Source organism: Streptomyces sp. SID12501 (assembly GCF_010550245.1).
In the GTDB taxonomy this organism is placed as follows: domain Bacteria; phylum Actinomycetota; class Actinomycetes; order Streptomycetales; family Streptomycetaceae; genus Streptomyces.
In genome coordinates this window covers 29435-48660 of record NZ_JAAGLU010000009.1, presented here as the reverse complement: position 1 = coordinate 48660, position 19226 = coordinate 29435, and the positions used below count along the sequence as shown (strand labels likewise).

The 19226-nt window shown below is 67.8% G+C and carries 13 protein-coding genes and 1 pseudogene; 8 read left to right on the top strand and 6 right to left on the bottom strand.

Features of this window, described 5'->3' with window-relative positions; translation table 11 throughout:
• Nucleotides 1-224 precede the first annotated feature (224 nt).
• The 4 genes from G3I71_RS12450 (at nucleotide 225) to G3I71_RS12435 (ending at nucleotide 5399) form a co-directional block, all read left to right on the top strand.
• On the top strand, nucleotides 225-1499 hold the full coding sequence (locus G3I71_RS12450) for an extracellular solute-binding protein (RefSeq protein WP_164314073.1): 1275 nt from the start codon (nucleotides 225-227) through the stop codon (nucleotides 1497-1499).
• An 85-nt stretch (nucleotides 1500-1584) separates the two neighbouring features.
• Entirely contained in the window at nucleotides 1585-2589 is a 1005-nt protein-coding gene (locus G3I71_RS12445; protein ID WP_164314072.1) for a carbohydrate ABC transporter permease, read from the top strand.
• A 19-nt stretch (nucleotides 2590-2608) separates the two neighbouring features.
• Entirely contained in the window at nucleotides 2609-3514 is a 906-nt protein-coding gene (locus tag G3I71_RS12440) for a sugar ABC transporter permease (RefSeq protein WP_203730058.1), read from the top strand.
• A gap of 196 nt (nucleotides 3515-3710) precedes the next feature.
• Complete coding sequence (locus G3I71_RS12435) at nucleotides 3711-5399, top strand: glycoside hydrolase family 13 protein (RefSeq protein WP_239149111.1); 1689 nt, start codon at nucleotides 3711-3713, stop codon at nucleotides 5397-5399.
• A gap of 47 nt (nucleotides 5400-5446) precedes the next feature.
• Here G3I71_RS12435 and G3I71_RS12430 read toward each other — a convergent pair whose 3' ends face one another.
• From G3I71_RS12430 to G3I71_RS12405, 6 genes are all read right to left on the bottom strand, one after another.
• Complete coding sequence (locus G3I71_RS12430; RefSeq protein WP_164314069.1) at nucleotides 5447-5857, bottom strand: hypothetical protein; 411 nt, start codon at nucleotides 5855-5857, stop codon at nucleotides 5447-5449.
• 94 nt (nucleotides 5858-5951) lie between these two features.
• A complete protein-coding gene (locus G3I71_RS12425; protein WP_203730057.1) occupies nucleotides 5952-6743 on the bottom strand; it encodes an amidohydrolase family protein in 792 nt (263 codons plus the stop codon).
• A 93-nt stretch (nucleotides 6744-6836) separates the two neighbouring features.
• The gene (locus G3I71_RS12420; RefSeq protein ID WP_164314067.1) at nucleotides 6837-6929 is read right to left on the bottom strand and encodes an acetyltransferase; all 93 of its coding nucleotides are present in this window, start codon (nucleotides 6927-6929) and stop codon (nucleotides 6837-6839) included.
• Nucleotides 6930-7047: 118 nt separating this feature from the next.
• A complete protein-coding gene (locus G3I71_RS12415) occupies nucleotides 7048-8022 on the bottom strand; it encodes a transporter (protein ID WP_164314066.1) in 975 nt (324 codons plus the stop codon).
• Nucleotides 8019-8915: an ABC transporter ATP-binding protein gene (locus G3I71_RS12410; RefSeq protein ID WP_164314065.1), complete on the bottom strand. Its 897-nt coding sequence runs from the start codon at nucleotides 8913-8915 to the stop codon at nucleotides 8019-8021. Before G3I71_RS12410 ends, G3I71_RS12415 begins: the two co-directional genes overlap by 4 nt.
• Nucleotides 8912-9304 carry a GntR family transcriptional regulator gene (locus G3I71_RS12405; RefSeq protein WP_164314064.1) on the bottom strand — a complete coding sequence of 131 codons (393 nt, stop codon included), beginning with the start codon at nucleotides 9302-9304 and terminating at the stop codon, nucleotides 8912-8914. Before G3I71_RS12405 ends, G3I71_RS12410 begins: the two co-directional genes overlap by 4 nt.
• A 361-nt stretch (nucleotides 9305-9665) precedes the next feature.
• Between G3I71_RS12405 and G3I71_RS12400 the strand changes: the two genes are divergently transcribed.
• From G3I71_RS12400 to pulA, 4 genes and pseudogenes are all read left to right on the top strand, one after another.
• Complete coding sequence (locus G3I71_RS12400) at nucleotides 9666-10988, top strand: alpha-amylase family protein (protein ID WP_164314366.1); 1323 nt, start codon at nucleotides 9666-9668, stop codon at nucleotides 10986-10988.
• A 169-nt stretch (nucleotides 10989-11157) separates the two neighbouring features.
• Nucleotides 11158-12522, top strand: coding sequence for a glycoside hydrolase (locus G3I71_RS12395; protein ID WP_239149110.1), 1365 nt, complete (start codon nucleotides 11158-11160; stop codon nucleotides 12520-12522).
• 83 nt (nucleotides 12523-12605) lie between these two features.
• Nucleotides 12606-13586, top strand: a pseudogene (locus tag G3I71_RS12390) (non-reducing end alpha-L-arabinofuranosidase family hydrolase); the annotation flags it as partial.
• Between the two features lie 103 nt (nucleotides 13587-13689).
• Nucleotides 13690-19206: a pullulanase-type alpha-1,6-glucosidase gene (pulA, locus tag G3I71_RS12385; protein WP_164314062.1), complete on the top strand. Its 5517-nt coding sequence runs from the start codon at nucleotides 13690-13692 to the stop codon at nucleotides 19204-19206.
• The last annotated feature ends 20 nt before the right edge of the window (nucleotides 19207-19226 follow it).

Here is a 19226-nt window from a genome sequence, read left to right as displayed (position 1 = left end):
CAGGACCGGGGTTCGGGCGACCCTGCGGTGGGAGCCGGAAGGGTCACGGGGCGGTAACTGTCGCCGGTTCTTGCACTTTTTTGCTGCAAGGTCTTTCGTCGCGCTTACATGGCTGTTACGTTCACGTCGCCCGGCGGCGGCAACGGCGCGGCCGGCAAGTCGGCGGAAACGGCGGACGGGCCCGTTTCCGTCAGTACACGGGCTTTCACCCTCAAGGAGAACTCATGCGGCGTGGCATAGCGGCCACCGCGCTGGTGGCGTCCATCGCCCTCGCGGCGACGGCCTGCGGCGGAGACGACAGCGGCAGTGACAAGGCCGACGGTCCGGTCACCATCACCTGGTGGGACACCTCCAACGCCACCAACGAGGCGCCGACGTACCAGGCCCTGGTCAAGGAGTTCGAGGCCGCCAACAAGGACGTCAAGGTCAAGTACGTCAACGTCCCCTTCGACCAGGCGCAGAACAAGTTCGACACCGCCGCCGGTGCCTCCGGCGCCCCGGACGTGCTGCGATCCGAGGTCGGCTGGACCCCCGCCTTCGCCAAGAAGGGCTTCCTGCTGCCGCTCGACGGCACCGAGGCCCTCACCGACGAGGCCAAGTTCCAGCCCAGCCTGATCGAACAGGCCAAGTACGACGGCAAGACGTACGGCGCGCCGCTGGTCACCGACACCCTCGCGCTGGTCTACAACAAGGAACTCTTCACGAAGGCCGGCATCACCGAGGCCCCGAAGACCTGGGCCGACCTGAAGACGGCCGCCGCCACCATCAAGGCCAAGACCGGCGTCGACGGCTACTGGGGATCCACCCAGGCCTACTACGCCCAGTCGTTCCTCTACGGCGAGGGCACCGACACCGTCGACGCCGCCGCCAAGAAGATCACCGTCAACTCGGCCGCCGCCAAGAAGGCCTACGGCACCTGGCTCGGCCTCTTCGACGGCAAGGGCCTGCACAAGGCGGACACCACCGCCGACGCCTACGCCCACATCCAGGACGCCTTCGTCACCGGCGAGGTCGCGGCGATCGTCCAGGGCCCGTGGGAGATCACCAACTTCTACAACGGCGCCGCGTTCAAGGACAAGGCCAACCTCGGCATCGCCACCGTCCCGGCCGGTTCCACCGGCAAGGCGGGCGCCCCGACCGGCGGCCACAACCTCTCCGTGTACGCGGGCTCGGACGCCGCGCACCAGAAGGCCGCGCTGAAGTTCGTCAACTTCATGACCTCCGCGAAGTCCCAGTCGCAGATCGCCCTGAAGAACTCCACGCTGCCCACCCGCGACGACGCCTACACCGCCGAGGTCAAGGCCGACCCGGGCCTCGCCGGCTACCAGGGCGTCCTCGCCGCCGCCCAGCCCCGCCCGGCGCTGCCCGAGTACAGCTCCCTGTGGGGTCCGCTCGACACCGAGCTGGCGCAGATCGCGGGCGGCAAGGAGTCCCTCGACAAGGGCCTCGGCAACGCGGAGACCGCGATCGCCAAGCTGGTCCCGGACTTCAGCAAGTGATCCCGCATGACCGCCGGAACTGACCGGTTCCGGCGGTCATCGGTGTGTGCCGTAGCCCCCTGATCCTCCAGAAGGTGTCGAACCCATGACAGTCGCCATCGACCGCGCGACCGGCAAGCGCCGGGGCGAACCCGGGCAGCGCCCCGGACGGCTCGATCGTCTCAAGCACGCCTACCAGAAGTACTGGTACGCGTACGCGATGATCGCCCCCGTGGTCGTCGTGCTCGGCGGACTCGTGCTCTACCCGCTCGTGCGCGGCCTCTACCTGACGCTCACGGACGCCAACAGCCTCAACTCGGCCCGCACGATCGGCGTCAACCACATCGACGCCACCTACAAGTTCATCGGCCTCGACAACTACGCCGACATCCTGTGGGGCGACACCGCGTACGACCGCTTCTGGTCGCACTTCATCTGGACGATCGTCTGGACCGCCCTGTGCGTGGCCCTGCACTACTGCATCGGCCTCGGCCTGGCCCTCCTGCTGAACCAGAAGCTGCGCGGGCGCACCTTCTACCGGCTGATCCTGGTCCTGCCGTGGGCCGTTCCCACCTTCGTCACCGTGTTCGGCTGGCGGTTCATGCTCGCCGACGGCGGCATCATCAACTCGATGCTCGACGCGGTGCACCTGCCGTCACCGCTGTGGCTGGAGGACACCTTCTGGCAGCGGTTCGCCGCGATCATGGTCAACACGTGGTGCGGTGTGCCGTTCATGATGGTCTCGCTGCTCGGCGGCCTCCAGTCCATCGACTCGACGCTGTACGAGGCCGCGGACATGGACGGCGCGAACGCCTGGCAGCGGTTCCGGTACGTCACCCTGCCGGGCCTGCGCTCCGTCAGCTCGACCGTCGTACTCCTCGGCGTCATCTGGACGTTCAACCAGTTCGCCGTGATCTTCCTGCTGTTCGGCAGCACCGCCCCGGACGCGCAGATCCTCGTCACCTGGGCCTACTACCTCGGCTTCGGCCAACAGCCGCGAGACTTCGCGCAGTCGGCGGCCTACGGGATGCTGCTGCTGGCCATCCTCGTCGTCTTCACCTCCTTCTACCGCCGCTGGCTGAACCGCAATGACCAGCAGCTCGCGATCTGAGGCAGGAGTCCCAACCCCCATGAGTGCCATGACCGTTCAGAAGTCCGAGCCGACGGACCCGGCCGACACACCTGTGCCCCCGCAGCCCGGGCGACCCGGCCGACGCAGACTGACCACCGACCTCGCCTCCCACGGCATCCTGACCGTCGCGAGCCTGATCGCGCTCTTCCCGATCGCCTGGCTGCTCTACCTGTCCCTCGGCCCTGACAAGGACGACTACCTCCACCCCGGGGGCATCTGGGACAAGATGACGTTCGACAACTACTCGTTCGTCCTCCAGCACACCAACTTCTTCGACTGGATGAAGAGTTCGCTGATCGTCTCGCTCGGTACGACGGTCATCGGGGTGATGGTCGCGGCGACCACCGGATACGCGGTCTCGCGGATGCGCTTCCCCGGCTACCGCAAGTTCATGTGGGTACTGCTGGTCACCCAGATGTTCCCGATCGCCGTACTCATCGTGCCGATGTACCAGATCCTCTCGGACCTCCGACTCATCGACAACTACCTCGGCCTGGTCCTCGTCTACTGCTCGACGGCCGTGCCCTACTGTGCCTGGCTGCTCAAGGGATACTTCGACACGATCCCCTTCGAGATCGACGAGGCGGGACGCGTCGACGGGCTGACCCCCTTCGGCACCTTCGCGCGGCTGATCCTGCCACTGGCCAAACCGGGCCTGGCGGTTGCCGCGTTCTACAGCTTCATCACCGCGTTCGGCGAGGTCGCCTTCGCCTCGACGTTCATGCTGTCGGACACGAAGTACACCTTCGCGGTCGGCCTGCAGAGCTTCGTCAGCGAGCACGACGCCCAGCGCAACCTGATGGCCGCCACCGCGGTACTGGTCGCGATACCTGTCTCGGCCTTCTTCTACCTGGTCCAGAAGAACCTGGTGGCAGGCCTGACGGCGGGCGGCACGAAGGGCTGACGCCCGGTCGTGCGTAAAACTCCCGTACGGCTCCGTCGTACGGGTCGGCGGCCCCCAGTGACCATCCGACCCCGCTGTCACCGCGGGCCGCCCCTTTAGGGGCGCGGGGAACTGCGCGACCAGCCACGACGCACCCGCAGCCATCCACACTCCTCGACAGCCCATGACCCGAACTCCGTTACGTATCAAGGACGTTATGAGCCAGCACTCCGCAGCCCCGGCCGAAACCTCCGCCGTCACGACGAAGAGCACCTTCGCCGCCAGCAGAGACTGGTGGCGGGACGCCGTGATCTACCAGGTCTACCCCCGCAGCTTCGCCGACAGCAACGGCGACGGCATGGGTGACCTGGAGGGCGTACGAACCCGGCTGCCGTATCTGCGCGACCTGGGCGTCGACGCAGTGTGGCTCAGCCCCTTCTACGCCTCCCCGCAGGCAGACGCCGGCTACGACGTCGCCGACTACCGGGCCGTGGACCCCATGTTCGGCAACCTCCTGGATGCCGACGCCCTGATCCGCGACGCCCACGAACTGAACCTCAGGATCATCGTCGACCTGGTCCCCAACCACTCCTCCGACCAGCACGAGTGGTTCAAGCAGGCGCTGCGCGAGGGCCCCGGCTCACCGCACCGGGACCGCTACCACTTCCGCCCCGGCAAGGGCGAGAGCGGCGAACTCCCGCCCAACGACTGGGAGTCCATCTTCGGCGGCCCGGCCTGGACGAGGATCACCGAGCCCGACGGCACCCCCGGCGAGTGGTACCTGCACCTCTTCGCTCCCGAGCAGCCCGACTTCAACTGGGAACACCCGGCTGTCGGGGACGAGTTCCGCTCGGTCCTGCGGTTCTGGCTCGACATGGGCGTCGACGGCTTCCGTATCGACGTGGCGCATGGCCTGGTGAAGGCGGAAGGCCTCCCCGACCTCGGATCCCACGACCAACTCAAGCTCCTGGGCAACGATGTCATGCCGTTCTTCGACCAGGACGGAGTACACGCCATCTACCGCGAATGGCGCCTGCTCCTCGACGAGTACGCGGGCGAGCGCATCTTCGTTGCCGAAGCCTGGACCCCGACCATCGAGCGCACGGCGAACTACGTCCGCCCCGACGAACTCCACCAGGCCTTCAACTTCCAGTACCTGGCCACCTATTGGGACGCGGCGGAGCTGAAGGTCGTCATCGACCGCACCCTGGACGCCATGCGCCCGGTCGGCGCCCCCGCCACCTGGGTCCTCTCCAACCACGACGTCACCCGCCACGCCACCCGCTTCGCCAACGAGCCCGGCCTCGGCACACAGCTCCGCCTCGCCGGAGACCGCGCGCTGGGCCTGCGCCGGGCCCGCGCGGCAACCCTGTTGATGCTGGCGCTGCCCGGCTCGGCATACGTCTATCAGGGCGAGGAGTTGGGCCTGCCGGACGTCGTCGACCTCACGGACGAGGTCCGCCAGGACCCCGCGTACTTCCGGGGCGAGGGCCAGGACGGCTTCCGCGACGGTTGCCGGGTACCGATCCCGTGGACCCGCGAGGGCTCGTCGTACGGCTTCGGCGAGGGCGGCTCCTGGCTTCCGCAGCCCGCCGAGTGGGCCGAACTGAGCATCGAGGCGCAGACGGGCACGCCCGGTTCCACCCTTGAGCTGTACCGCGCGGCGCTTGCCGCCCGGCGCGAACACCCCGGCCTGGGCGCGGGCGACTCCGTCGAGTGGCTGAGGGCACCGCAGGGCGTACTCGCCTTCCGGCGCGGCGAGTTCGTGTGCGTGGCGAACACGAGCGGAGAGTCGGTGACGATCCCGGCGTACGGCGAGATCCTGGTCGCCAGCGGTGAGGTGACGGTGGTGGAGGAGGAGGCGAAGCTGCCGGCGGACACGACTGTGTGGTGGACGACTGCCTGAGGTCTTCCAACTTGTAGAGCCCGCCGCCCAGTTCGGGGCGGCGGGCCCTACTGGGTTGCGGCGGTCGAGGGGCATTCCCGTTTCGCGTGGACGATCACAGTGGATAGGGCGGCGGTCACGCCGAGGCTCCCGAGCATGACCATTCCCACGCCGATCACGAACAGGCCGCTGGAGTCGTCCGACCAGTCGTAGTAGGCGGCAACTGTCAGGCCGGCCGTGGTGCCGAGCACAGCGCCCACGAAGTAGCGCCGGGACGCCGCCCAGTACACCGGTGCCAGCAGAGTCAGCACCAGCCCGATCACCTGCCATACCTCGTACGGGCCGGTCGTCGAGCCGTCGGGCTGCACGTCGTACTGCTGGTCCCAGCCCAGCCAGGCAGCCCACGCGGCCAGGGTCACCCCGGCGAGCGCCAGGGTGGGCAGCAGTTGGCGAACGGGTTCGGGTAGTTGTCGTCTCATGCCCCAAGCGTTCCGGTTCACCAGATGGCCGACCAGAGCGCAAGTACTCAGTTCCACCCGAGTATGCCGGTCACGACCGTGCCCGGCGCCCGGTTCAGAGCCTGAAGACCCGACGGGCGTTGCCGGACAGGAACAGCTCGGTTGCCTCGTCGTCCAGGTCGAGATCGCCGAGGTGTTTCAGCGCCTGGGCGGGGGTGATCATGGGGTAGTTCGTGCCGAACAGCACCTTCCCGCGTCCGCGGCCGCGCAGATAGTCCACCAGCTCTCGGGGATATCTGCGGGCGGTATAGGCGCTGGTGTCGATGTAGACGTTGGCGTGTTTGTCCGCCACGGCGATCATCTCGGTGGTCCATGGGTAGCCGATGTGTCCGCACACGATGGTCAGTTCGGGGAAGCCGAGGGCGACCTGGTCGATGTAGGGGATCGGACGGCCGGTCTCGGACGGTCGCAGCGGGCCGGTGTGGCCGACCTGGGTGCAGAAGGGGATGCCGAGGTCGACGCAGGCGGCGTACAGCGGGTAGTACAGCCGGTCGGTGGGCGGGAGCTGCCACAGCCAGGGCACGATTCGCAGGGCCACGAAGCCGAGCTCCTGCACGGCGCGGCGCAGTTCCCGAACGGCCTGGACCGGGCGGGTGAGGTCCGCGCCGGCCACCCCTCGCAGGAGTCCGTCGGACTGGGCGATGAACTCGGCCGCTTCATCGTTGCTGATCAACGCGCCCTGAGGTCCGTACCAGGCGGCCGACAGCGCGATCTCGACGTCGGCAGCCGCCATGGCGGCCACCGTCACCTTGACCGGCAACGGCTCCTCCAGCAGCCCCTGTCCCGTCCAACGGCGCAGCGACTCGAACATCTCGTGGTTGGAGTGGCGAAGGGTGGGATGCTGCATCCACACATCGATGACCGACACAGTTGCACTGCCTCTCTTCCGACCGTCGTGTCGACGACCGTAACCGCCGGACGATGACTCAACGGCGTGGGTTCAGCGCAGGGTGATGGCCAGGACGTCGTACAGCGGAGAGCCGGGGAACGGGAGTTCCTCTCCCGCGTGCCGGTAGCCCCAGTTCTCGTACATGGCCCGTAGCCGCGGACGCTGACGGGCACCCCGCTCCGCCTGCGGGTGCGGTGAGGGGCAGCCGGGTCTCGGCTGCCCCTCACAGTTGCTCCCGTACTCGTAGTGGCGCCGGCGTCTGTCAGCTCAGTCGGCGGCGGATCCACCACGCGCAGAACCCCGTCAAGGCCAGTGCGAGGCCGAGGTAGAGCCCGGTCTCGGCCCATTGGAGTGTCCAGAAGTTACCGGCGGGCTGGTAGGTGACCCGTTGCCGGTAACCGGCCCTGGTGAGTGCGGAGGCACAGTCCGACATGGATGCGCACTCGGTGAACGACGGGGGCAGGGCGGCCGGTTGGCCGGAGACGTCGACGGTCTGTTGGGACAGGATCCAGGCGCCCGGCTTGCCGAAGTCCACCTCGCGCACGGCGTCGATGCCGATGTTCACCGGCTTGGCCTCGGCGAAGGACAAGGTGGCATCGACGGACGTGGCCAGGTGGGGGCGGATCCAGTGCGGCACGGCGATCTGAACCACGGCATACGCGGCGAGGGTGGCGGCCATCGCGGGCACGGTGCGGCGGATGAGCACACCAAGGGTGACGCCGAGGATGAAGGCGAAGGCGGCGTAGCCGATCGGGACGATGCCGCGCCCGCCGAAGACCAGGGGATCGATGCGCGGGTAGAAGGGGTCCGCGCCGGTTCCGCCGCTGTTGACGGCCTGGTCGATCGGGCCGCTCCACCAGGTCACCGCGAGGGTGGCCAGTGCGGCGGCGGCCATGGTGGCCACGCCGGTGAGGACGAGCTTGGTGGCGAGCCAACAGGTTCGGGTGACGCTCTGGTTCCACGCCAGGCGGTACGTGCCGGTCTCCAGCTCTCGTGTGATCAGCGGTGCGCCCCAGAACATGCCGATGACGGCCGGCACGAGCAGGACGACCGCGAGGCCGAGGTAGTACACGCTCCGGTCGGCGCTGGTGATCCGGCCGAACAGGTTGTCACCGGCACGGGCGTGGAGGTCGGCCAACTGCGGGCCGGTGACCGCCAGGAGCGCGGCGAGGGCGGCCAGGGCGAGATACACGACCGTGGCCTGGGTGCGGAACTGTCGCCAGGTCAGCCAGATCATCGCAGCACCTCAAGGGTGGGTCGGGAGTCCCGGAACGCGTTCGCGGGGCTGGTCATGTAGGCCAGGACGATGTCCTCGAAGCCGAGCGGGCTCACGCTCCAGGACGGATCGTGGACCGCGGTGTCGGTGCGCACCAGGAGGGTCGTCTGCCGGTCGGTGTGGCTGGCGGAGATGACGTGCAGGCCCGCCGGAAGGGTCGCCGAGTCACGGCGCGGGCCGGTGAGCCGGTGGTGCGAGGCGACGAGGTCGTCGATGTCACCGGCCACCCGCACCCGGGAGTCGACCAGGACGATGACGTAGTCGCAGGCCCGCTCCACGTCGGAGACCAGGTGCGAGGAGAGTACGACGCTCATCTCGTGCTCGGCGACGGCCTCCATCAGGTCCTGCATGAACTCCCGTCGGGCGAGCGGGTCGAGGGCGGCGACCGGCTCGTCCAGGATGAGCAGCTCCGGGCGCTTGGCGATGCCCAGGGTGAGGGCGAGCTGCGCGCGCTGGCCGCCGGACAGTCTTCCCGCCCGCTGCTTGGGGTCCAGGCCGAGCCGACTGATCCGGTCACGCGCCACGGTGTCGTCCCAGCTCGGGTTGAGGCGCTTGCCGAGGTCAAGGTGGTCGGCGACGCTCAGGGAGGCGTAGGTCGGGGTGTCCTGGGCGACGAAGCCGACCTTGGCCAGCTGATCCACGCCCTCGGCGGGACGGCCGCCGCACACCTCGATGGTGCCGGCCGTCGGGGTCAGCATGCCGGAGGCCAGGTTCAACAGGGTGGACTTGCCGGCCCCGTTGGGGCCGACCAGGCCCACCACCCGGCCGGCCGGGACGTCCAGGTCGCAGTTCTGCAGGGCCCAGCGCTGCTTGTACTTCTTGCCCAGTGCCTGGGCTCGTAAGACGGCGCTCACGCCACGTCCTCTCCGGCTGCGTTGTGAAAGGCGTTCATGAACAGCGCCTCGATGCTCTCCTCGTCGAGCCCGGCCAGGCGGGCCTTCGTCAGCCAGCGCCGCAGGTCCTTGCGGAGCGGGCCGTGCGCGGCGAGCGTGGCGTCGGCCAGCGTCCGGGTCACGAACGTGCCCACGCCGGGGCGGGCGGACACCAAGCCGTCGTGCTCCAGCTCGCGGTACGCCTTGAGCACCGTGTTCGGGTTGACCGCCATCTGCTTCGCCACGTCCTTGACCGTCGGCAGCCTGTCCCCCTCCTTCAGCAGACCCAGGCGCAGTGCGTGCCGTACCTGCTGGACCAGTTGCTGGTACGGGGACAGACCGGACCGGCCGTTCAGGTGGAACTCGATCACTCGTTCCTCCGTTTATCTAGTTAGCTAGCACTATAGCTCTCTGTATCTATCGATCGGCAAGGCGTGCGCTACGGCATCAGTCGCCCCGGCGTCCAGGGGGAGGGTCTCCGCCGCGCAAGGCCTCGCCACGCACCCTGCGCAGTGAAAGTGTTTGCTATTTCTTTCAATCCTCTTGCTGTAAACCTTTCGTTAGCGGTACGTTCCCGTCGGCGCCCGGCAATGAGGCCACGGCCGCGGTGCAGGGGGGTCAACTGAGCCGCAATCGCAAGGAGTTCAGCCTGTGATATCGAGATGGCCGGCGCCCTCGAAGCGCCGTACCGCGTCCGCTGCCCTGACCGCACTCGTCGCGGCGGCAGCCGTCATGACCCCCGGTGCCACCGCCTCCGCCTCCCCACCCGGCACCAAGGACGTCACCGCCGTCCTCTTCGAGTGGAAGTTCGCCTCGGTCGCCAAGGAGTGCACCAGTACCCTCGGCCCCGCCGGCTACGGATACGTCCAGGTCTCCCCGCCCGCCGAGCACATACAGGGCTCGCAGTGGTGGACGTCGTACCAGCCGGTGAGCTACAAGATCGCGGGTCGCCTCGGTGACGCCACCGCCTTCAAGAGCATGATCGACACGTGTCACGCGGCCGGTGTGAAGGTCGTCGTCGACACCGTCGTCAACCACATGTCCGCGGGCAGCGGTACCGGCACCGGCGGTTCGTCGTACACGAAGTACAACTACCCCGGCCTGTACTCCTCCTACGACTTCGACGACTGCACGGCCACCATCAGCGACTACACCAACCGCGCCAACGTCCAGAACTGCGAGCTCGTGCAGCTCGCCGACCTCGACACCGGTGAGGAGTACGTCCGTTCGGCCATCGCCGGGTACCTGAACTCCCTGCTCGGCTACGGCGTCGACGGCTTCCGTATCGACGCGGCCAAGCACATCCCGGCGGCCGACCTGGCCAACATCAAGTCCCGGCTGAGCAACACGTCGGCGTACTGGAAGCAGGAGGTCATCTACGGCAGCGGCGAGGCCGTCCAGCCCACCGAGTACACGGGCAACGGCGACGTCCAGGAGTTCCGTTACGCGTACGATCTCAAGCGCGTCTTCAACAACGAGAACCTCGCCTACCTGAAGAACTACGGCGAGGGCTGGGGCTATATGAGCAGCTCGGTCGCCGGTGTCTTCGTCGACAACCACGACACCGAGCGCAATGGCAGCACGCTCAGCTACAAGGACAACGCCAACTACACGCTCGCCAACGTCTTCATGCTGGCGTACCCGTACGGCGCCCCGGACATCAACTCCGGGTACGAGTTCTCCGACACGGACGCCGGCCCGCCCAACGGCGGTACCGTCAGCGCCTGTTGGCAGGACGGCTGGAAGTGCCAGCATGCCTGGCCGGAGATCCTGCGCATGGTCGCCTTCCGCAACACCGTGCGCGGCGAGTCCGTCTCCAACTGGTGGGACAACGGGGGCGACGCCATCGCCTTCGGGCGGGGCGCCAAGGGCTTCGTCGCCATCAACCACGAGTCGAGCAGCCTGAGTCGCACCTATCAGACCTCCCTGCCCGCCGGGTCGTACTGCAACGTGCAGAGCAACACCACGGTCACTGTGAACAGTTCGGGTCAGTTCACCGCCACCCTCGGCTCCAACGCCGCCCTGGCGATCTACGCCGGCAAGTCCAGCTGCTGAAGTCGCCTTCACCCCTCACCCCTCACCGCGCACAGTGCGACGAACTGTGCGCGGTGCGTGAGGGGTTGACGGTGTCGGAGCCCTGCCCTACCTTCGGCTTCGGCATGGGAGCGCTCCCACGATTGGGTGGTTCATGGTAAGCAGACTGAGAAAGTGCACTCTGACGTCCTTGGCCGTACTGATGACAGCCGTCGGTCTCATCGCGACGGGTACGTCGAACGCCTGGGCCGCCACCTCGGCGACGATCAACGGTTCCACCACATATCAGCCGATCGACGGCTTCGGATTCTCCGAGCACTTCGGCCGGGCCGCCATCATGAACGGTTCGCAGGGCCTGTCCGCTCAGCACCAGCAGGAGATCCTCGACCTGCTGCTGAACCGCACCACGGGCGCCGGGCTGAGCATCCTGCGACTCGGCATCGACTCCGGTATCCAGCCGACCGACCCCGGCGGCCCGAACGCGACCCCCAGGTACGTGTGGAACGGTGTCGACAAGGGCCAGGTGTGGCTGGCCAAGCAGGCCAAGGCCTACGGAGTGAACCGTTTCTACGCCGACGCCTGGACCGCCCCCGGGTACATGAAGACCAACGGCGCGGACGCGAACGGCGGCACCCTCTGCGGCCTGAGCGGCGCCACCTGTTCGAGCGGCGACTGGCGCAAGGCGTACGCCAACTTCCTTGTCCAGTACGCGAAGTTCTACGCCCAGGAGGGCATCGGCGTCACCGACATCGGGTTCACCAACGAGCCCGACTGGACCGCCACCTACGACTCGATGCGGCTCACCCCCGCCCAGGCCGTCGAGTTCACGAAGGTCTTCGGCCCGATCGCGAACGCGGCCGGATACAAGGTCACTTGCTGCGACTCCCTCGGCTGGAGCCAGGCGAAGAGCTACAGCAACGCGATCGAGGCGGACGCGACCGCACGCGACCTCGTCACCACGCACACCGGGCACACGTACACCGGTGCGATCACCGGCCCCCTGCCGACGCAGAAGCGCACCTGGATGTCGGAGTGGTCGCCCAACGGCACCACCTGGAACGAGAACTGGGACGACGGCAGTGGCTACGACGGGTTCACCGTCGCCACCGCGGTCCACGACGCCCTCACACTGGGCAACACCAGCGGCTACGTGTACTGGTACGGCGCCTCGACCGGCGCCACCCGCGGCCTGATCCAGATGGACGGCGACAACTACCACGTCTCCAAACGGCTGTGGGCGATCGCCAACTACAGCCGCTTCATCCGCCCCGGCGCCACCCGCGTCGCCGCCACCACCCCCGACACCAACCTCAAGCTGTCGGCGTTCCGCAACACCGACGGCACGCTGACCGTCGTGGCGCTGAACGCATCCACCAGCGCCCAGCAGGTCTCGTACAGCCTCCAGAACACCGGGATCACCACCGGGACGGCGACTCCGTACCTGACCAACGGCTCGAACAACATGGCCCAGCAGGCGGCCGTCGCAGTCAGCGGGAGCGCGTTGACCGCCACGGTCCCGGCCCGATCGCTCGTCACCTACACCGTCAAGCGATAGGAGTCGCGATGCGCGTGACAAGACGTCTGGGGGCCCTGCTCGGCGGGCTCGCCCTGCTGATCGGAGCGGCGGCGGCCCCGTCGTCCGCGGCGGCGACCGCCCTGCCGAGCAGCTTCACATGGTCGTCGAGCGGGCCACTGATCGCCCCGAAGTCGGATGCCACCCACAGCCTCAGCGCGGTCAAGGACCCGTCGGTGGTCTACTCGGGCGGCAAGTGGCACGTGTTCGCCTCGACCACGAGCAGCACCGGCGCGTACAGCATGGTGTACCTCAACTTCACCGACTGGTCGCAGGCCGGTGCCGCACAGCATCACTACCTGGACCAGACGGCGATCGGCACCGGGTACAAGACGGCGCCGCAGGTGTTCTTCTTCGCGCCGCAGAACCTGTGGTACCTCGTCTACCAGACCGGCAGCAACGCGGCGTACTCGACCACCACGGACATCGCCAACCCCTCGTCGTGGAGCGCGCCGAAGACGTTCTACGCCGACGGTATGCCGCAGATCGTCAAGGACAACATCGGCAGCGGCTACTGGGTCGACTTCTGGACCATCTGCGGCACGGTGAACTGCTACCTGTTCTCCTCCGACGACAACGGCCACCTCTACCGTTCGCGGACCAGCCTGGCCAACTTCCCGAACGGCTTCACCGACACGGTCATCGTGATGTCGGAGACCAGCAGATACCGCCTGTGGGAGGCGAGCAACGTCTACAAGCTCGCCGGCTCCAACACCTACCTGCTGATCGTCGAGGCGATCGGCAGCAACGGCAAACGGTACTTCCGGTCCTGGACGTCGACCAGCATCACCGGTACCTGGACGGCACTCGCGGACACCGAGGCCAACCCCTTCGCCCGGTCCAGCAACGTCACCTTCAGCGGCACCCCCTGGACCAACGACATCAGCCACGGGGAGATGATCCGGGCCGGCGTCGACCAGACCCTCACCGTCAACCCGTGCCGCCTGCAGTACCTGTACCAGGGCATGGACCCGGCGGCCACGGGGTCCTACAGCACGCTGCCCTGGCGACTGAGCCTGCTGACCCAGACCAACTCCAACTGCTGAAAGTTCTTTCCAGAAGTTTCAGGAGTCTTGCTGTAAGCCTTTCGGCGGCGGTACGGTCGCGCGGGGTCGGACCCGAAGAGCCGTGATCGCAAGGAGTCCATCCGTGATACCGAGATGGCCGTCGCCGACAAGGCGCCGTACAGCCCGTTCAGCCCGCGTTGCCCGTGCTACTTGTTCCACGCGTTCCACCCGTACTGCCCTCGCCGGACGGGTCGCCGCGGTCACCGTGATCGCGCTGGCCGCGGCCCTCGTCCAGCCTCTGGCTGCGGGGTCCGCCGGGGCAGCCACTCCGCCCGCGCCCCCTTCCGACGGGAAGCTGGCGAAGACCGCCGCCCGCAACGACCTGACCCGTGAGCAGTTCTACTTCGTCCTCCCGGACCGTTTCGCCAACGGCAGCACCGCCAACGACCGTGGCGGACTCACCGGTTCACGCCTCGCCACCGGCTACGACCCCACCGACAAGGGCTTCTACCAGGGCGGCGACCTCAAGGGCCTCACCAGCAAGCTCGACTACATCAAGGGCCTCGGCACCACCGCCATCTGGATGGCCCCGATCTTCAAGAACGAGCCTGTGCAGGGCACCGGGGTGGACGCCTCCGCCGGATATCACGGGTACTGGATCACCGACTTCACCCAGGTCGACCCGCATTTCGGCACCAACGAGGACCTCGAAACCCTCATCTCCAAGGCACACGCCAAGGGCCTCAAGGTCTTCTTCGACGTCATCACCAACCACACCGCCGATGTCGTCGACTACGAGGAGAAGTCCTACGACTACCTCTCCAAGGGTGCCTTCCCGTACTTGACCAAGGCCGGCGAGCCCTTCGACGACGCGAACTACGCGGACGGGAAGGCCGAGTTCCCGTCCGTCGACGCCGACTCCTTCCCGCGCACGCCCGTCGTCCCCGCCGCGAAGAAGAACGCCAAGGTCCCGTCCTGGCTCAACGACCCGACGATGTACCACAACCGGGGCGACTCCACCTGGGCCGGAGAGTCCGCCACATACGGCGACTTCGTCGGGCTCGACGACCTGTGGACCGAGCGTCCCGAGGTCGTCAGCGGGATGGAGAAGATCTACGAGCGCTGGGTCAAGGACTTCGACATCGACGGCTTCCGGATCGACACCGTGAAGCATGTCAACATGGAGTTCTGGACCCAGTGGGCCACCGCGCTGGACGCGTACGCGGCCAAGAAGGGCCGCGACGACTTCTTCATGTTCGGCGAGGTCTACTCCGCCGACACGTCCGTGACCTCCCCGTACGTCACCCAGGGCCGCCTGGACTCCACGCTCGACTTCCCCTTCCAGGACGCGGCCCGCTCGTACGCTTCTCAGGGTGGCAGTGCCCAGAAGCTCGCCTCGGTCTTCGGCGACGACTACAAGTACACGACCGACAAGGCCAACGCGTACGAGCAGGTCACCTTCCTCGGCAACCACGACATGGGCCGGATCGGCTACTTCCTCAAGCAGGACAACGCGAACGCCACCGACGCCGAACTGCTCGCCAAGGACAGGCTCGCCAACGAGCTGATGTTCCTCAGCCGCGGCAACCCGGTCGTCTACTACGGCGACGAGCAGGGCTTCACCGGTGCGGGTGGTGACAAGGACGCCCGCCAGACCATGTTCGCCTCGAAGGTCTCCGACTACCTCGACGACGACGAACTCGGCACGGACCGCACGCACGCGAGCGACGCCTACGACACGAGAGCGCCGCTCTACCAGCAGATCAGTGCTCTCGCCAGGCTCCGCAAGGCCAACCCGGCCCTCACGGACGGCGTCCAGACCGAGCGCTACGCGGCCGACGGCCCCGGCGTCTACGCCTTCTCCCGCACCGATGCCAGGTCCGGCACCGAGTACGTCGTGGCCTTCAACAACGCACCCGAGGCGAAGACGGCGACCTTCCCCACCGGCTCGGCGGACGTGGCCTTCAAGGGCATATACGGCACCGGCGCCACGACGACAAGCGGCCCCGACAAGAAAATCACCGTCACCGTCCGGCCCGGCACCGCGATCGTCCTCAAGGCCGCCGGCAAGCTCGACACCTCCGCCACCGAGCCCTCCCTCACCCTCACTGCCCCGCCCACCGGCGCCACCGGCACCGTGAACATCACCGCCGACGATGGGGGAGGCGGGCAGCTCAACCGCGTCGTCTTCGCCGCCCAGACCGGCAACGGCGCATGGCAGACCCTCGGCTCCGCCGACCACGCGCCCTACCGGGTCACCCAGACCATCGCCAAGGACGTTGCCCCCGGAACACCCTTGCGGTACAAGGCAGTTGTGATCGACCGCGCCGGACGTACGGCGAGCGCCATGGCGACCTCCACCACGGGCACCCCGCCCGCCCCCGAGGTCCCCACGGCCTCCTCGCGCGACTACGCGGTCGTCCACTACAAGCGCGCGGACGGCGACTACACCGACTGGCGCCTGTACGCCTGGGGCGACATCGCCGACGGCGAGGGCACGACCTGGCCGGCGGGCCACGACTTCGTCGGGCGGGACGCGTACGGTGCCTTCGCCTACGTCAAGCTCAAGCCCGGTGCCTCCAGCGTCAGTTACCTCGTCATCGACAAGGACGGCAACAAGGACGTCTCCTCCGACCGCTCGATCGACGTCACCAAGACCGGTGAGATCTGGGCCGAGCAGGGCAAGGAAGCCGTACTGACCCAGAGGCCCGCCGCCGACTACCCCGACCAGGACACGTCCAAGGCGGTCCTCCACTACCACCGCACCGACGGCGACTACGACGGCTGGGGCCTGCACGTCTGGTCCGGAGCCACGAACCCCACCGACTGGTCGAAGCCCCTGGAGCCGGTACGGACCGACGCGTACGGCGCGGTCTACGAGGTGCCGCTCAACGCCGGTGCCACCAGCCTCAGTTACATCATCCACAAGGGCGACGAGAAGGACCTCTCCACCGATCAGGCCCTCGACCTCAAGGCGAACGGCCACGAGGTCTGGCTCCTGAACGGCCAGGAGAAGTACCTGCTCCCACAGCCCGCGGGCAGCTCGGCCGCCCTCGACCTGACCACCTCCAAGGCGGTCTGGATCGACCGGAACACCGTCGCCTGGAACGGCAACGACACCGCCGCCTCGACCCAGTTGCTGTACTCCCGCACCGGCTCGATCACGGCGAAGAACGGCGCGCTGACCAGCACCGACGAGCGCTGGCTCCGCCTCACCGAGTCGTCCCTCACCGACGCCCAGAAGGCCAGATTCCCGCACCTCGCCTCGTACACCGCCTGGACGGTCGACCCGCGCGACCGAGACCGGGTCCGCGAGGCCCTGCGCGGCCAACTCGTGGCCTCCCAACGGGCCGCGAACGGCGCGGTGTTGGCGGCGACAGGCGTCCAGATCGCCGGCGTACTCGACGACGTGTACGGCACCGCCGCGTCGATCGCCGACCTCGGACCGACGTTCAGCAAGGGCCGTCCAACGCTCTCCGTCTGGGCGCCGACAGCCCAGTCGGTCAAGCTCGACCTCGACGGCACCGGCGTGGCGATGAAGCGGAACGACACCACCGGCGTCTGGTCCGTCACCGGCGGCAAGTCCTGGAAGAACAAGGCCTATCGGTACGTGGTGAAGGTCTGGGCCCCGAGCGTCGCGAAGGTCGTCACCAACCACGTCACCGACCCCTACTCCGTCGCCCTGACCGCCGACTCCGAGCGCAGCCTCGTCGTCGACCTGGACGACAACTCCCTGGCGCCGAGCGGCTGGACGTCGTACAGCAAGCCGAAGGCTGTGCCGCTGCACGACGCCGAGATCCAGGAGCTGCACGTCCGGGACTTCTCGGTCGCCGACGACACCGTGCCCGCGAAGGACAAGGGCACCTACCTCGCCTTCACCGACAAGGACAGCGACGGCTCGAAGCACCTCCGCGCACTGGCGAACGCCGGTACCTCCTACGTACACCTCCTGCCCGTCTTCGACATCGCGACCATCCCGGAGAAGAAGGCGGACCAGGCGACCGTCGACTGCGACCTGTCCTCCTACGCCGCCGACTCCGACCAGCAGCAGGCGTGCGTCGCGAAGATCGCCGCGAAGGACGCGTACAACTGGGGCTACGACCCGTACCACTACACCGTGCCGGAGGGCTCGTACGCGAGTGACCCGGACGGGACGCGGCGCACGGTCGAGTTCCGGCAGATGGTGAAGTCGCTCAACAGCGACGGGCTGCGGGTCGTGATGGACGTGGTCTACAACCACACCCCCGCCAGTGGCCAGGCGAAGACGAGCGTCCTCGACCAGGTGGTCCCCGGCTACTACCAGCGTCTCCTCGCCGACGGGTCGGTCGCCAACTCCACCTGCTGCGCCAACACCGCGCCCGAGAACACCATGATGGGCAAGCTCGTCGTCGACTCGATCGTCACCTGGGCCAGGGAGTACAAGGTCGACGGCTTCCGCTTCGACCTGATGGGCCACCACCCGAAGGCCAACATCCTGGCGGTCAGGAAGGCCCTCGACGCGCTCACCCTCAAGAAGGACGGCGTCGACGGCAGGAAGATCATCCTCTACGGGGAGGGCTGGAACTTCGGCGAGGTCGCCGACGACGCCCGGTTCGTGCAGGCCACGCAGAAGAACATGGCGGGGACGGGCATCGCGACCTTCTCCGACCGGGCCCGTGACGCCGTACGCGGCGGCGGCCCCTTCGACGAGGACCCGGGAGTCCAGGGCTTCGCGTCCGGGCTGTACACCGACCCCAACTCGTCCACCGGTAACGGCACTTCGGCCGAGCAGAAGGCTCGTCTCCTGCACTACCAGGACCTGATCAAGGTGGGCCTCTCCGGCAACCTCGCCGCCTACCGCTTCACCGGCACCGACGGCAAGGAGGTCACCGGCGCCCAGGTCGACTACAACGGCCAACCAGCCGGTTACGCCGACGCCCCCGGCGACGCCCTCGCCTACGCCGACGCGCACGACAACGAGTCGCTGTTCGACGCGCTCGCCTTCAAACTGCCGGCCACGACAAGTGCCGCCGACCGGGCCCGTATGCAGGTCCTCGCCATGGCCACGGCCACCCTCTCGCAGGGCCCGGCCCTCTCCCAGGCCGGCAGCGACCTGCTGCGCTCCAAGTCCCTCGACCGCAACTCCTACGACAGCGGCGACTGGTTCAACGCCATCCACTGGAACTGCGCGGACAGCACCGGCACCGGCACTGGTAGCGGCAGTGGCAACGGCTTCGGTCGCGGACTGCCCATGGCGGCTGACAACGCCTCCAAGTGGCCTTACGCCAAGCCCTTGTTGACCACCATCGGGGTCGGCTGCGGCCAGATCGAGGGCGCCTCGGCCGCGTATCGAGATCTGCTGAGAATCCGTACGACGGAGAGTGCTTTCTCCCTCGACACGGCCGGACAGGTGCAGTCGGCGCTCTCCTTCCCGCTGTCCGGCAGGGACGAGACGCCCGGCGTGATCACCATGGAACTCGGCGATCTCGTCATCGTGTTCAACGCGACACCGCAGCGCAGCGAGCAGCGGGTCGGCCCGCTCGCCGGGACCTCGTACGCGCTTCACCCCGTACTGCGGGCGGGATCGGACCCCGTCACCAAGTCAGCCACGTACGACCGGGGTTCGGGCACGTTCGCCGTTCCGGGGAAAACCGTCGCGGTGTTCTCGCGCACCTCCTGACGAGGGCATTACCCTGGTGG

Bases quoted from the DNA above. Each gene is read 5' to 3' on its own strand.
- G3I71_RS12450 (WP_164314073.1), top strand. From the start codon at position 225: ATGCGGCGTGGCATAGCGGCCACCGCGCTGGTGGCGTCCATCGCCCTC.
- G3I71_RS12445 (WP_164314072.1), top strand. From the start codon at position 1,585: ATGACAGTCGCCATCGACCGCGCGACCGGCAAGCGCCGGGGCGAACCC.
- G3I71_RS12440 (WP_203730058.1), top strand. From the start codon at position 2,609: ATGAGTGCCATGACCGTTCAGAAGTCCGAGCCGACGGACCCGGCCGAC.
- G3I71_RS12435 (WP_239149111.1), top strand. From the start codon at position 3,711: ATGAGCCAGCACTCCGCAGCCCCGGCCGAAACCTCCGCCGTCACGACG.
- G3I71_RS12430 (WP_164314069.1), bottom strand. From the start codon at position 5,857: ATGAGACGACAACTACCCGAACCCGTTCGCCAACTGCTGCCCACCCTG.
- G3I71_RS12425 (WP_203730057.1), bottom strand. From the start codon at position 6,743: ATGCAGCATCCCACCCTTCGCCACTCCAACCACGAGATGTTCGAGTCG.
- G3I71_RS12420 (WP_164314067.1), bottom strand. From the start codon at position 6,929: ATGTACGAGAACTGGGGCTACCGGCACGCGGGAGAGGAACTCCCGTTC.
- G3I71_RS12415 (WP_164314066.1), bottom strand. From the start codon at position 8,022: ATGATCTGGCTGACCTGGCGACAGTTCCGCACCCAGGCCACGGTCGTG.
- G3I71_RS12400 (WP_164314366.1), top strand. From the start codon at position 9,666: ATGACCCCCGGTGCCACCGCCTCCGCCTCCCCACCCGGCACCAAGGAC.